The sequence below is a fragment of the Stenotrophomonas sp. genome, assembly GCF_031995405.1.
GTDB lineage: Bacteria > Pseudomonadota > Gammaproteobacteria > Xanthomonadales > Xanthomonadaceae > Stenotrophomonas.
On the sequence record NZ_DAMAGC010000007.1, the window covers coordinates 1 to 14,117 of the forward strand.

General features: G+C 68.7%; 12 protein-coding genes and 1 pseudogene. 9 read left to right on the forward strand and 4 right to left on the reverse strand.

Features of this window, described 5'->3' with window-relative positions; genetic code table 11:
* Positions 1-242: 242 nt before the first annotated feature.
* Together msrA and RTO53_RS02120 are read right to left on the reverse strand one after the other, a co-directional pair.
* Positions 243-893: a peptide-methionine (S)-S-oxide reductase MsrA gene (msrA, locus tag RTO53_RS02115; protein WP_312236286.1), complete on the reverse strand. Its 651-nt coding sequence runs from the start codon at positions 891-893 to the stop codon at positions 243-245.
* Between the two features lie 30 nt (positions 894-923).
* Positions 924-1,190: a DUF2007 domain-containing protein gene (locus RTO53_RS02120; RefSeq protein WP_312236239.1), complete on the reverse strand. Its 267-nt coding sequence runs from the start codon at positions 1,188-1,190 to the stop codon at positions 924-926.
* Positions 1,191-1,541: 351 nt separating this feature from the next.
* On the opposite strand from RTO53_RS02120, the gene RTO53_RS02125 reads away from it, so the two are divergent.
* From RTO53_RS02125 to RTO53_RS02140, 4 genes are all read left to right on the forward strand, one after another.
* Positions 1,542-3,290 (forward strand): glutamine--tRNA ligase/YqeY domain fusion protein, encoded by a 1,749-nt coding sequence (locus RTO53_RS02125; protein WP_312236240.1) that lies wholly within the window; start codon positions 1,542-1,544, stop codon positions 3,288-3,290.
* A 202-nt stretch (positions 3,291-3,492) separates the two neighbouring features.
* Entirely contained in the window at positions 3,493-4,053 is a 561-nt protein-coding gene (locus RTO53_RS02130; protein WP_312236241.1) for a nucleoside deaminase, read from the forward strand.
* 24 nt (positions 4,054-4,077) lie between these two features.
* Positions 4,078-5,124: a 23S rRNA (cytidine(2498)-2'-O)-methyltransferase RlmM gene (gene rlmM / locus RTO53_RS02135; protein ID WP_312236242.1), complete on the forward strand. Its 1,047-nt coding sequence runs from the start codon at positions 4,078-4,080 to the stop codon at positions 5,122-5,124.
* A 119-nt stretch (positions 5,125-5,243) separates the two neighbouring features.
* Positions 5,244-5,639, forward strand: coding sequence for an EF-hand domain-containing protein (locus tag RTO53_RS02140; RefSeq protein ID WP_312236243.1), 396 nt, complete (start codon positions 5,244-5,246; stop codon positions 5,637-5,639).
* A gap of 22 nt (positions 5,640-5,661) precedes the next feature.
* Here RTO53_RS02140 and RTO53_RS02145 read toward each other — a convergent pair whose 3' ends face one another.
* Positions 5,662-6,837, reverse strand: a complete 1,176-nt coding sequence (locus RTO53_RS02145) for a UbiH/UbiF family hydroxylase (RefSeq protein ID WP_312236244.1) — start codon at positions 6,835-6,837, stop codon at positions 5,662-5,664.
* Positions 6,834-8,039 carry a 2-octaprenyl-6-methoxyphenyl hydroxylase gene (gene ubiH / locus RTO53_RS02150; RefSeq protein WP_312236245.1) on the reverse strand — a complete coding sequence of 402 codons (1,206 nt, stop codon included), beginning with the start codon at positions 8,037-8,039 and terminating at the stop codon, positions 6,834-6,836. The genes RTO53_RS02145 and ubiH overlap by 4 nt, the downstream gene beginning before the upstream one ends.
* Before the next feature lie 95 nt (positions 8,040-8,134).
* On the opposite strand from ubiH, the gene RTO53_RS02155 reads away from it, so the two are divergent.
* From RTO53_RS02155 to RTO53_RS02175, 5 genes and pseudogenes are all read left to right on the forward strand, one after another.
* The gene (locus RTO53_RS02155) at positions 8,135-8,719 is read left to right on the forward strand and encodes a hypothetical protein (RefSeq protein WP_312236246.1); all 585 of its coding nucleotides are present in this window, start codon (positions 8,135-8,137) and stop codon (positions 8,717-8,719) included.
* A gap of 12 nt (positions 8,720-8,731) precedes the next feature.
* Positions 8,732-9,286: a cob(I)yrinic acid a,c-diamide adenosyltransferase gene (locus RTO53_RS02160; protein WP_312236247.1), complete on the forward strand. Its 555-nt coding sequence runs from the start codon at positions 8,732-8,734 to the stop codon at positions 9,284-9,286.
* 33 nt (positions 9,287-9,319) lie between these two features.
* Positions 9,320-10,231 carry a histone deacetylase family protein gene (locus RTO53_RS02165; protein WP_312236248.1) on the forward strand — a complete coding sequence of 304 codons (912 nt, stop codon included), beginning with the start codon at positions 9,320-9,322 and terminating at the stop codon, positions 10,229-10,231.
* Positions 10,232-10,351: 120 nt separating this feature from the next.
* Positions 10,352-12,778, forward strand: coding sequence for an LPS-assembly protein LptD (lptD, locus tag RTO53_RS02170; protein WP_312236249.1), 2,427 nt, complete (start codon positions 10,352-10,354; stop codon positions 12,776-12,778).
* A pseudogene (locus RTO53_RS02175) lies at positions 12,775-14,079 on the forward strand (peptidylprolyl isomerase); the annotation flags it as partial. The gene lptD and the pseudogene RTO53_RS02175, both read left to right, overlap by 4 nt.
* Between the last annotated feature and the right edge of the window lie 38 nt (positions 14,080-14,117).

The following is a 14,117-nucleotide window of genomic DNA, read 5'->3' on the forward strand; positions in this document are numbered from 1 at the left end:
CCGGGGGTTCAGGCATCCACGCCGATCGGGCAGCTGACGCCGGTGCCGCCGATGCGGGTAAACGGCCCAGCGGCGCGAGATCGGCCGCCCGTGCATCCGGGTAGACGGCCTTGCGGGTGGGAAGTGGGTAGAGCCGAGCCATGCTCGGCTGGCCGGGCGCCAGCCCGGCCGATGTGTCGGCGCAGGCGGTGCGTGGGTGGGGAGGCAGCCGAGCGTGGCTCGGCGCTACCCCACCCGGGGGTTCAGGCATCCACGCCGATCGGGCAGCTGACGCCGGTGCCGCCGATGCCGCAGTAGCCGTTGGGGTTCTTGGCCAGGTACTGCTGGTGGTAATCCTCGGCGTAGTAGTACTCGGGGGCCGGGAATTCGATGTCGGTGGTGATGGTGCCGTGGCCGGCGGCGGTCAGGCGCTGCTGGTAGGCGTCGCGGCTGGCGAGGGCGGCGTCGCGTTGGGCCTGGCTGGTGGCGTGGATGGCCGAGCGGTACTGGGTGCCGGTGTCGTTGCCCTGGCGCATGCCCTGGGTGGGGTCGTGGTTTTCCCAGAACACCTGCAGGAGTTTGTCCAGGGAGATGACCGCCGGGTCGAACACCACCTCGACGATCTCGGTATGCCCGGTCAGGCCCGAGCAGACTTCCTCGTAGGTGGGGTTCGGGGTGATGCCGCCGGCGTAGCCGACGGAGGTGGTGTACACGCCCGGGAGGGTCCAGAACATGCGCTCGGCACCCCAGAAGCAGCCCATCGCGAAGCGGATGCGCTGCAGGCCGGCGAAGCCGTCCTTGAGCGGGTGGCTGTTGACGTAATGCTGGTTGTGCAGCGGCAGCGGATGCTCGCGGCCCGGCAGGGCCTCGTCCGGACGCGGCAGGCGCTGTTTGAACGCGCCGATCCCCAACAAGCCCTTGGCAATGCCCAACATGGCGTTCTCCTAGGCCGGCAACGGGCCGGCGCTTTCGTCACCCTCCACTATGGGGTCGTCCCCGCCGCCGCCCAAGTCGAGGCGGGCGACGATGTCTTCCGCCTCGGGACGGGCGAGGTCGGGCACGCAGACCCGCAGCACTCCGAACAGCGGCAGTTCGCCCATGCCGCCCAGCAGCGACTCGCCGAACACGAACGCCGGGATGCCGGCATCCTCCAGCGCGTGTTTCACCAGATGGGCATCGAACAGGTTGTCGGCCTGGTAGATCACGTGCATGGGTGGGCTCCGAAAGGCGTCCGCCCAGCATACCCCCGGGGCGCCGAAGGGGCGCCGACCGCTGGCCGACTCCCCATGACCCGCCAGACAACCGGTAATGCCGGCCGCTGGCAGGCTCTGCACATCGCCGGCGGTACGGGGAGCCGGCCAGCGGCCGGCACTACCCGGACGGGTCTGGGGGAAAGCCCCCCTGAGTCAGGGGGCGGCGCCGTAGGCGCGCGGGTCTGGGAGACGGTGAAAGGGACCCGCGATGTGCGCAGCAACGCGTGGGGCGAAAGCGCGAATGCGATGGCGCGTCCCCGACAGGCTAAACTGTGGGTCTTTCTGCCTTTCAGACTGCGACCGCGCATCATGTCCGAGCCTACTGCCGCCCCCACCGACGCCCTTCCGGAAACCCAGGAAAAACGGGACTTCATCCGTCAGATCGTTCGCGAGGACCTGGCCGCTGGCAAGCATGCCGCGATCAAGACGCGCTTCCCGCCCGAGCCCAACGGCTACCTGCACATCGGCCACGCCAAGTCGATCTGCCTGAACTTCGGCATCGCCGGCGAGTTCGGCGGCGTGTGCAACCTGCGTTTCGACGACACCAACCCGGCCAAGGAAGACCCCGAGTATGTCGCCGCCATCCAGGACGACGTGCGCTGGCTGGGCTTTGAATGGAACGAGCTGCGCCACGCCTCGGATTACTTCGATGCCTATTATCTGGCCGCGCAGAAGCTGATCACCGATGGCAAGGCCTACGTGTGCGACCTGTCGGCCGAGGAAGTGCGCGCCTATCGCGGCACCCTGACCGAGCCGGGCCGCCCGTCGCCGTACCGCGAGCGCAGCGTCGAAGAGAACCTGGACCTGTTCGCGCGCATGCGCGCCGGCGAATTCCCGGACGGTGCGCGCACCGTGCGCGCGAAGATCGACATGGCCAGCGGCAACATCAACCTGCGCGACCCGGCCCTGTACCGGATCAAGCACGTCGAGCACCAGAACACCGGCAATGCGTGGCCGATCTACCCGATGTACGACTTCGCGCATGCGCTGGGCGATTCCATCGAAGGCATCACCCACTCGCTGTGCACGCTGGAGTTCGAGGACCATCGCCCGCTGTACGACTGGTGCGTGGACAACGTCGATTTCGCCCGCAACGACGCGCTGACCCAGCCGCTGGTCGATCGCGGCCTGCCGCGTGAAGCGGCCAAGCCGCGCCAGATCGAGTTCTCGCGGTTGAACATCAACTACACGGTGATGAGCAAGCGCAAGCTGATGGCGCTGGTCACCGAACAGCTGGTGGACGGCTGGGAAGACCCGCGCATGCCGACCCTGCAGGGCCTGCGTCGCCGCGGCTACACCCCGGCGGCGATGCGCCTGTTCGCCGAGCGCGTGGGGATCAGCAAGCAGAACTCGCTGATCGATTTCAGCGTGCTCGAAGGCGCGCTGCGCGAAGACCTGGACAGCGCCGCGGCGCGTCGCATGGCGGTCATCGATCCGGTCAAGCTGGTGCTGACCAACCTGCCCGACGGCCACGAAGAAACCCTGACCTTCTCCAACCATCCCAAGGACGAAGCCTTCGGTACCCGCGAGGTGCCGTTCGCACGTGACCTGTGGATCGAGCGCGAAGATTTCGCCGAGGTGCCGCCGAAGGGCTGGAAGCGCCTGGTCCCGGGCGGCGAAGTACGCCTGCGCGGCGCCGGCATCATCCGCTGCGATGAAGTGATCAAGGATGCCGACGGCACCATCACCGAGCTGCGCGGCTGGCTGGATCCGGACTCGCGCCCGGGCATGGAAGGGGCCAACCGCAAGGTCAAGGGCACCATCCACTGGGTCAGCGCAGTGCACGCGGTGCCCGCCGAGATCCGCCTCTACGACCGCCTGTTCTCGGTGCCCAACCCGGACGACGAGTCCGAGGGCAAGACCTACCGCGATTACCTCAATCCCGAATCGCGCCGCACCGTCACCGGCTATGTCGAGCCGGCCGCGGCCAGCGCCGCGCCGGAGCAGTCGTTGCAGTTCGAGCGTACCGGCTACTTTGTCGCCGACCGCCGCGACCATACCGCCGCCGCGCCGGTGTTCAACCGCAGCGTGACCCTGCGCGATACCTGGTCGGCCTGAGACCGTCCGGCCGGTGCCTGGCACCGGCCAATGCATGCTGCACGGGCATCCCTGTGATCGCAGGGATGCCGCTCCAGAACGACTGCGACCGGCGCATCCCCCGCGCCGGCACGCGCGTGGCCGCGTTCAGCGCGGGCACGGCATCCCCACGCGCGGCCCGATACACTGCCGCTGCTCCACCTTTGAAGAGGCCCACGTCCCGATGCTGTACGCGCAAGTCCATCTCACCCTGCCCGCCTGGATCCACGACCAGATCGACCTGGGCCGTGCCTATCCCGGTGACGCCGCCAAGGTCGCGCTGGCCATCGAGCTGTCGCGCCTGAATGTCGAGGCGCAGACCGGCGGTCCGTTCGGCGCGGTGGTGTTCGGCCCGGACGACCGCGTCATCGCCGCCGGCGTCAACCGCGTGGTGCCGCACAACACCTCGCTGGCGCATGCCGAAAACATGGCCTACATGCTGGCCCAGCAGCGCCTGCAGACCCCGCGACTGAACGCCGTGCTGAGCCCGATCACCCTGGCCACCTCGTCGCAGCCGTGCTGCCAGTGCTACGGCGCCACCGTCTGGGCCGGCATCGACCGGCTGTTGATCGGTGCCAGCGCGCAGGACGTGGAAGAACTGACCCCGTTCGACGAAGGCCCGCTGCCGGCGGACTGGGTCGGCGAACTCAACACGCGTGGCATCGAGGTCGTGCGCGACATCGAGCGCGACGCCGCGCGCGCGGTACTGCGCCAGTATGGAGAAACCAACGGTGCGCATTACTGATCGCCGCGCTTCGGGCGCGATGGTATGACCGGCCTGCTGTGTCTGTGCCGGCAGGGTTTCGAGCCGGAACTGGCGGGCGAGCTGTCCGAGCGCGCCGCTTATGCCGGTATCGCCGGCTACGCGCGCACCCAGCGCAACGACGGCTATGTGCTGTTTGCCACCGACGAAGGCGCGGCGCTGTCCAAGGCATTGCCGTGGCGTTCGCTGATCTTCGCCCGGCAGAAGATGGTGGTGCTGGCCGAGCTGCCGCAACTGGATGCCGCCGACCGCATCACGCCGATCATCGCGGCGCTGCAGGGCCAGCAGCGTTTCGGCGACATGTGGGTGGAGCACCCCGATTCGGATGAAGGCAAACCGCTGGCCGGCCTGGCCCGCGCCTTCGGCAACGCGCTGCGCCCGGCGCTGCGCAAGGCCGGCCTGCTTACCGACAAGCCCAACACCGGGCTGCCGCGCCTGCACATCGTGTTCGTCGACGGTCGCCATGCCTTCGTGTGCGTGGCCGACACCCGCGACAGCGCGCCGTGGGCGCTGGGCATTCCGCGCCTGAAGCTGTTGCCCGATGCGCCGTCGCGCTCGGCGCTGAAGCTGGACGAGGCCCTGCTCACCCTGATGACCCCGGAAGAGCGCGAGCTGCTGGTCAAGCCGGGCATGCGCGCGGCCGACCTGGGCGCCGCGCCCGGCGGCTGGACCTGGGTATTGACCCGCCAGCACGTCAAGGTGATCAGCGTGGACAACGGCCCGCTGCGCGAGCACGTGCTGGAAACCGGGCTGGTCGAGCACCTGCGCGCCGATGGCTTCCATTGGCAGCCGGAAACGCCGCTGGACTGGATGGTCTGCGACATGGTCGAACAGCCGCGCCGGGTCGCCGAGCGCATGGCCACCTGGTTCCGCGAGGGCTGGTGCAAGCATGCGATCTTCAACCTCAAGCTGCCGATGAAAAAGCGCTGGGACGAAACCCGCCTGTGCCTGGACCTGTTCCAGGAACAGGCCGGCAAGCCGCTGGTGGTGCGTGCCAAGCAGCTGTACCACGATCGCGAAGAGATCACGGTGCTGGCCTCGCCGCTGCGCTGACCCGCGCGCAGCACCGGTAGCGCCGGGCCATGCTCGGCCATGCTTCGATCATTGCCGCGCGTTGCGCGGCCAGCCGGGCATGGCCCGGCGCTATCCCCCACGCCAACAACGGAGTGTCCATGCGACGTCGCCCTGCCCCGGTCCTGCTGCTGTCCCTGCTACCGGTGTTGGGCGGGGCGCAGGTGCACACACCCTCGCCGGCAATCAGCGAACCGCTCCGCGAGGTCCCGGCGAGCGTACGCACCCAGTCGCTGTCGGAAGGACGCGTCACCGAACAGGTGACCCTGCCCGCCGCCGCGGGCGAAGCGCAGGTGACGGTGCGTTCGGTGCAGCCGGTGAGCGTGGTCGGGCAATACCGGTTCGCGTTCAGTACGCTGGACGTGGACGGCGACGGCTTCATCAGTCGTGCCGAGGCCCAGGCCAACCCGGCACTGGCCGATGAGTTCAGCGCGCTGGACGTGAAGCGGCGCGGCAAGCTGGATCGCGCCGACCTGGCCGGTTGGCTGGTGGATTGATGCCGCCGGGCAGCGCCCGGCGCTACAACCCGGCCGCGCGCTTCCAGAACATGGACACCAGCGGCGGCAGCTTGCCGGCACAGCCCAGCGCGCGACCGCGTGCCAGGGTCAGGTGTATCTCATCGTTGGAGAACACCGTGTTGATCGCATCGAAACTGTAGGCGGCGACCGTATTCTCGCTGCGCCGTTCGCGCGCCCAGCGCTGCAACCGGTGCGGCGACATCCAGTCCTGGCGGCGCCGCTGCGCGGCCAGCACCATCGCCTGCAGGGCCGCGACATCGCGCAGGCCCAGATTGACGCCCTGCCCGGCCAGCGGATGCACCACGTGCGCGGCATCGCCCAGCGCCAGCACGCGACCGGCCACATACCCGGTGGCCAGCTGACGACGCAGCGGAAACGCCGCGCGCGGGGACGCCAGCGTCATTGCGCCCAGTCGCCCGGCAAAGGCGTTGGTCAGCTCGCGCCCGAAGGCCGCCTCGTCCAGCGCCAGCACGCGCTCGGCCTCGGCGTCGGGCAGGGTCCACACGATCGAGCTGCGACGCGCGCCGATCGGCAGCACCGCCAGGGGCCCGGTCACCAGGAAGCGCTGCCATGCCGTGGCTTCATTGTCCTTCTCGCTGTCCACATAGGCGACCACGCCGCGCTGGCCGTAGTCCTGGCGCGTGACCTCCAGACCGGCCAGTCGGCGCAGCGTGGATTCGGCACCGTCGGCGGCGATCGCCAGCGAGGCCTCCAGCCGGCGTCCATCCTCCAGCCGCAGGCGCACGCCGTCGGCGTCCTGTTCCAGCGCGTCTACCCGCGCCGGGTAGCACAGTTGCACACCGGCGGTGGACAGCGCCGCCCACAACCGATCCACCAGCAGATCGTTCTCGACGATCCAGCCGAGTTGTTCGCGCCCCAGGCTGTCGGCATCGAAGCGCAGCTCATCGCCACCGGCGGCATCCCACACGCGCATGCGCCGGTAGGCGCAGGCACGCGCGGCGGTGACCGCCGGCCACACGCCGAGCGCGGTGAGCAGCTGCGCGTTGTCCGGGGCGAAGGCATACACGCGCAGGTCCGGTTGTTGCGGCTGCCACGAGGCGGGCTCCCGCCCTTCCACCAGGGTCACCTCCAGCCCGGCCTCGGCCAGTGCCAGCGCGCAGGCCGCACCGACCACGCCGCCACCGACCACGATCACATCGCGCGCGCGCCGGCTCATGCGCCCGCCCCGCGGCACAGCGCCGGCACCTGTCCACGGAAGCCCATCGCACCGCCGACCAGCATCGACTGCATCGGCGTGGCCTGTGCCGCCAGCAGCCCCAGGCTGCGCAGCGGGCGCATCAGCGGCGCCGGATTGCTGGTCAACCGGGCCAGTCCACCGGAGAAGGCGATGGTCTGCTGACGGTCTTCCTCGCGGCGGGCCACATGCGCCTGCAGCAGTGCATCGCTGCCCGCATCGTCGGCCTCGGCGACCAGTTCGGCCAGGGTCAGCGCATCGCGCAGGCCCAGATTGAAGCCTTGTGCACCGAGCGGATGGATGGTCTGCGCAGCGTTGCCGAGCAGCACCGCGCGTTCGCCGACCAGCGCCTGGGCCAGCACCTGGATCAACGGGTAGGCACTGCGCGGTCCGCTCTCCAGCAGCCGCCCGGCACGCCAGCCGATCGCCTCCTGCAGGCGCTGCAGCCACGCCGCCTCGCCCAGCGCCATGACCGCGTCGGCCGCCTCGCGGGCCACGCCATGCACGGCGCCGTAGTGGCGGTCGCCACGCGGCAGCAGCGCGGTGGGGCCGGTGTTGGTGAAGCGCTCGTAGGCGGTGCCGTCCGGCGCACGTGCACTGCGCACCCGCGAGACGAACAGGGTCTGCTCGAAATCGTGCTCGTCCACGCCGATGCCGAGCGCCTCGCGCACGCCGCTGCGGGTCCCATCGGCGCCCACCACCAGCCGCGCCAGCAGACGGCGCTCACCACTGTCATCGGCGATGAACACCTCACGATGGCCGTCGACGGTGCCGCCCAGGCGCACGAAGCGCGCCGGACGGTAGCGGGTGAGATGGGCCAGCGACTGCAGCCGGGTTTCCAGCGCCGCGCCGAAATCGCGCGCCACCACCACCTGGCCAAACCACGGCCGCTGGTACTGGGCCGCGTCCATCTGCACGCGGCCGAAATCTCCGGCACGGCTGACATGGATGCGGGTGATCGCCCCGGTGGCCGATCCCAGCAGCTGCATCACGCCCAAGGCGGTCAAGGCGTTGACCGTGGCTGCGGCAAAGCTGAGGTTGCGCTGGTCGAACACCGCCGGCAGCGTCCCTGCCGGGGTGGCTTCCACCAGCCCGACGTCGCGCCCGGCGCGGTCCAGCGCAATGGCCAGGCTGGCCCCGACCAGCCCGCCGCCCACGATCACTACATCATGTCGTTCACTCATGGCGCCCATGATAAGCGGTCGACCGTTGTAGGCGCGTGCGGCGGCATGCCGCAGCAGGCGCTAGAATGAACGCTGAACCCCTTCCCGTGTCTGCCATGACCACCACTGCCCACCGCGCCTTCGTCCTGTCCGTGCTCGTGCTGCTGATGGCCGCGACCCGGGTCAACCATTTCGCGGCGATCCCGGATGCGTCCTGGGCGGTGTTCTTCGTCGGCGGCTTCTACCTGCGCAGCTGGACCCGCTGGGCGTTCCCGCTGCTGATGGCGCTGGCGATCGTGATCGACGTACTGGTGATCCGCAGCAGCGGTCAGCAGTACCTGCAGCATTACTGCGTATCGCCCGGCACCTGGATGCTGCTGCCGGCGTACTTCTCGATGTGGGCCGGCGGCATGCTGCTGCGGCAGGGCTACCACGGGGCGCGCTGGAGCACGCTGGGCAAGGCGGCGCTGCTGCTGGTGGGCGCGGTGGCGGTATGCCACCTGTTCGCGCAGGGCGGTTTCTACTGGAGCAGCGACATGGTCGCCAACCCGACGCTGGCCGGCTGGCTGCAGAACTACGCCGACTGGTTCGTGCCGTACCTGCGTACCGCCGCGATCTACGTCGGCCTGGCCGCTGCGCTGCAGGTAGCCACCGAGCAGGTCGGCAAGCTGCTGCAGGCCCGCCACGACGTGCTGCACTGAGCCGCCGTCGCGATGGGCAACCGGCTTTCGCGCATCTATACCCGCACCGGCGATGACGGCAGCACCGGGCTCGGCGATGGCAGCCGGGTGTCCAAGGACGACGCGCGGGTCAATGCCTACGGCACGGTCGACGAGGCCAATTCGGCGCTGGGGGTGCTGCTGGCGGTCAACCTGCCCGACGACGTGCGGGCGCTGCTCACCACGGTGCAGCACCAGCTGTTCGACCTGGGCGGCGAGCTGTGCATTCCCGGGCACGCCGCCATCCAGGCCGCCGACATCGACGCGCTGGAGGCGCAGCTGGACCAGTACAACGCCGACCTGCCGGTCTTGAAGGAATTCATCCTGCCCGCCGGTGGCGAGGCCGCCGCGCGCTGCCACCTGGCCCGCACCATCGTCCGCCGCGCCGAGCGCGACACGGTGACGCTGGCGCGGCTGGCGCCGGTCCGCGCCGAGGCCATCGGTTACCTCAACCGGCTCTCGGACCTGCTGTTCGTGCTGGCCCGCGTGCTGGCCCGTGCCGATGGCCACGGCGAAGTGCTGTGGCGGCACGAACGCCGCCACGCCTGAGCGCCCTGGCGCCCGAACGGAACCCCTGCCCGCATGCTGGTCTTTACCCATCCTGCCTGTCTGCAACACGACCCCGGCCGCGGCCACCCCGAATGCCCGCAGCGCCTGCAGGTGGTGCTCGATGCGCTGCGTGCGGCCTTTCCCGACCAGCTCGACTGGCGAGAAGCACCGGCCGCCAAGCTCGGCGAGCTGGCCCGGGTACATGACAGCGAGCTGATCGACCTGGTCCTCAAGCCGCAGTCCGAACCGCTGCGGCTGATCGACATGGACACCCTGACCTCGCCCGGCTCGGCCAGCGCCGCCCTGCATGCCGCCGGTGCCGGCGTGGCCGCCGTGGATGCGGTGATGCTCGGCGATGACCCGGTCGCCTTCTGCGCGGTGCGTCCGCCCGGCCACCACGCCACCGCCAGTACCGCGATGGGCTTCTGTCTGTTCAACAACATCGCCGTGGCCGCGGCCTACGCGCGCGACCGCTACGGGCTGGAGCGCATCGCCATCGTCGATTTCGACGTGCACCACGGCAATGGCACCCAGGACATCTTCATCGCCGACCCCGGGGTGGCCTACTACAGCACCCACCAGGCCGGGCTGTTCCCGAACTCGGGCCTGCGTCGCGACCGCGGCGCCGGCAACCTGATGAACATCCTGCTGCCCCCGGGCAGCGGCGGCTTCCGCTTCCGCAATACCTGGGCCGACGAGATGCTGCCGGCGATCGATGATTTCCGCCCGCAGCTGCTGCTGATCTCGGCCGGCTTCGATGCCCATCTGCGCGATCCACAGGCCGACCTGATGCTGGAGACCGATGATTTCGCCTGGATCACCGCCGAGCTGCGCAGCCTGGCGCGCCGCCATGGCGGCGGCCGCGTGGTGTCGATGCTGGAGGGCGGTTACGACCTGCTGGCCTTGGCCGAGTGCAGTGTGGCCCACGTCGGCCAACTGCGCTGAGTGCCTGCGCGGGCGGCCCCCGCGCATGAACCTGAACCCCCGGCCGGGCAAAGCCTTCATTGCCCCTATGCAAGGGATGGGGCAAGCTACGATCCGTTTTCGCCCGAATCCGACTACCGCGTGCGCCGAGCCCTCCGCCTGCTGCCTCTCCCCCTGAGCATCGCCATCTGCCTGCCGGCCCTGGCCGACGACAAACCGGTGAACTGGGGCCTGTGTCCAGCCACCGATGTCCTGCCGGTGTTCGACGATGCCCCCAAAGCCGACAAGGCTGCTGCCGCCACCCGCGACCAGCAGGACACCGACATCGAGGGGGACCAGCTGTTCGGCACCACCACGGTCCCGCAATACCAGGGCAACGTCGCGCTCAAGCGCGGCGACCAGTTCCTGGGTACCGACCACCTGAGCTTCGACACCGAAAGCGGCAACTACATCGCCGAGGGCAACGTCCGCTACCAGGACTCCTCGATCCGGATGGTGGCCAAGCGTGCCGAGGGCAACCAGGAAGCGGACACCCACAAGATCAGCGACATCAAGTACCAGCTGGTCTCGCGGCGCGGCAACGGCGTGGCCGATTCGGTCGACCTGCAGGGCGCGGTGGGGCAGATGCACCGCTCCACCTACACCACCTGCGACCCGTCGCAGCCGGTGTGGAAGCTGTCGGCGCCGCAGATCGAAGTGGACAACGACGAAGGCTTCGGCACCGCGCGCAACGCGGTACTGCGGATCGGCAAGGTGCCGGTGCTGTGGGCGCCGTACTTCAAGTTCCCGATCGATGACCGTCGCCAGACCGGCCTGCTGTACCCGCAGCTGGGCCTGTCCGGGCGCAACGGCTTCGACTATGCCCAGCCGATCTATTTCAACCTGGCGCCGAACTACGACGACACGTTGACCCCGCGCTACATGAGCAAGCGCGGCCTGATGCTGAGCAACGAGTTCCGCTACCTGTACGAAGGTGGCCGTGGCGAGCTGCAGACCAGCTACCTGCCCAACGACAAACTGCGCGACCGCGACCGCGGCCAGTTCCAGTTCGGCGGTTACCACAACATCAACGCCAACTGGCAGGCCCGTGCCAACCTGGCCTGGGTCAGCGACGAGCGCTACACCGAAGACTTCGCCAACCGCCTGCTCGGGGTGACCGCGTCCAACCTGCAGAGCCAGATCGGCATCTACGGTACCGGTGAAAACTGGACCGGCGGCCTAATGGCCGACTACTGGCAGCTGACCGATTACACCCTGACCGAGGCCGCGCTGCCCTACGCGCGCCAGCCGCGCGCATTCTTCACCTGGGACAAGCCGCTGCTGCCGTGGCTGGAAACCGGCGTGTATGCCGAGGCCGTGCGCTTCACCCACAAGGACATCAACGGCAAGATCCTTGATGCCGAGGGTGAGTACGTGCGCGACGGGACCAGCACCGAGATGTTCGGCGGCTCGCGCCTGGACATCAAACCGTATGTGTCCATGCCCTTCAGTGGCGCGGCCTGGTACGTGACCCCGACCCTGGCCTATCGCTACACCGCCTACCAGCTGGACCGCGGGCTGGCCGACCAGGTCCGCCTGCAGAACCTGAACGCCGCCGGGATCACCAACCCGACCCCGGAACAGCTGCGTGGCGACACCTCGCCCACCCGCAGCCTGCCGATCGTCAGTCTGGACGCGGGCATGTTCTTCGACCGCGAAACCACCATCGGCGGCAAGTCGTTCCTGCACACGCTGGAGCCGCGCCTGTTCTACCTGCGCACGCCCTACCGCGACCAGAGCGACCTGCCGATCTTCGACACCCGCGACTTCACCTTCAGCTGGGGCCAGCTGTTCCGCGATTCGCGCTACACCGGCGCCGATCGGCAGAACGATGCCAACCAGCTGACCATGGCGATGAGCACCCGCTTCATCGACCAGACCACCGGCAAGGAGCGTTTCTCGGGCAGCATCGGCCAGATCCTGTACTTCGACGACTCGCGGGTGACCATCAACAACTCGCAGTCGCCGGTGGAACAGGGCAAGTCGGCGTGGATCGCCGATGCCAATTACGCCATCAACGACCGCTGGAACCTGGGCGCCACCTACCAGTGGGATCCCAAGTACAAGCGTGAGGACCTGGCCAGCGTGCGTGCGCGCTACCTGATGTCCAACGACGGCATCGTCAACATCTCCTATCGCCACCGCCTCAACCCCGATGGCACCGACCTGCTCAAGCAGGCCGACCTGTCCTTCCTGTATCCGCTCAGCCCGCGCTGGAGCCTGGTGGGGCGCTACTACTACTCCATCGAAGACAGGAAGCCGCTGGAAATCATCGGTGGCGTGCAATGGGACAGCTGCTGCCTGGCCGTCCGCGCGATTGCCCGCCGCTACGTGCGCAACCGCGAGGGCGAGCTCAACAATTCCTTCCAGATCGAGTTCGTGCTCAAGGGCCTGAGCTCCATCGGCCAGGACACGGACCGTACCTTGCGCCGTGCTATTCTCGGGTACTACCGAGACGACCTGTATCTCGTGCCGCCCAGCAATACCGGGGCGGACCGTGACGACTATGATCCGAACCTGATCCCATGACCAAGACCCTTCCCGTTCTACTCGCTTCCCTGCTGGCGGTCTCGACCGTCTCCGCACCGCTGCAGGTGCTGGCCCAGCAGAGCCAGCCGCTGGATCGCATTGCCGCCATCGTCGATGAAGACGTGGTGTTGCAGAGCGAACTGGACCGCGCGATCCAGAACATCAAGGCGCAGTACGCCGGGCGCGAGAACCAGCTGCCGCCGGAAGACGTGCTCAGCCGCCAGGTGCTCGAGCGCCTGGTGCTGGTCAAGCTGCAGGTGGCGCGTGCCGAAAGCAGCGGGATCAAGGTCAGCGACCAGGAGCTCAACCAGGCTCTGAACGCGATCGCCCAGCAGAACGGGTCCAACCTGGACGCCCTGCGCCAGCGTCTGGCCCATGACGGCATCGACTTCAACGACTTCCGCGCCTCGGTCCGCGACGAAATCACCGTGCAGCGCCTGCGCCAGAGTTTCGCGCAGAGCCGCATCAGCGTCAGCGAGGGTGAAGTGGACGCCGCGCTGAAGCAGCAGGCCACCGTGGGCACCCAGTACCACCTGGCGCACATCCTGATCGCCCTGCCGGAAGGCGCCACCGCCGATCAGATCAGCACCGGCCAGAAGAAGGCCGATGGCGTCAAGGCACTGCTGGACAAGAACGAGCTGGACTTCAACGCCGCTGCGGTGCGCTATTCCGACAGCCCCAACGCGCTGGAAGGCGGCGACCTGGGCTGGCGTTCGCTGGATGAAATCCCCAATGCGTTCGCGCAGATGATGACCCAGATGAAGGCCGGCGACGTGGTCGGCCCGATCCGCGGCCCAAGCGGCTTCCAGCTGCTCAAGCTGGTGGAAGTGCGTGATGCCAGCGCTGCCGCGGGCGGCCAGACCATGACCGAATACCACGGTCGCCACATCCTGGTGCGCGTGACCGACCAGCAGGACAACGCGGCGGCCAAGGCCAAGATCGACACCCTGCGTGCGCGCATCGCCGGCGGCGCGGACTTCCAGGACGTGGCCAAGGAATCCTCCGAGGACACCAACAGCAAGGGCCAGGGCGGCGATCTGGGCTGGTTCCCGGCCGACGCGTTCGGTCCGGAATTCGGCAAGCAGGTCTCCGGCGTGGCCGACGGCGGCGTCAGCCAGCCGTTCCGCACCGATGCCGGCTGGCACATCGTGCAGCGCGTTGCCACGCGCCAGACCGACGCCACCACCGACAACCAGCGTGCGCAGATCCGCGAAACCATTGGCCGTCGCAAGCTGGAAGAAGAGTACAACCGCTTCCTGCAGGAACTGCGCGGCGAAGCCTACGTGAACCTGCGCACCGGCGCCGACAGCACCACGCCTGCCGCGCCGGCTACCCCGCC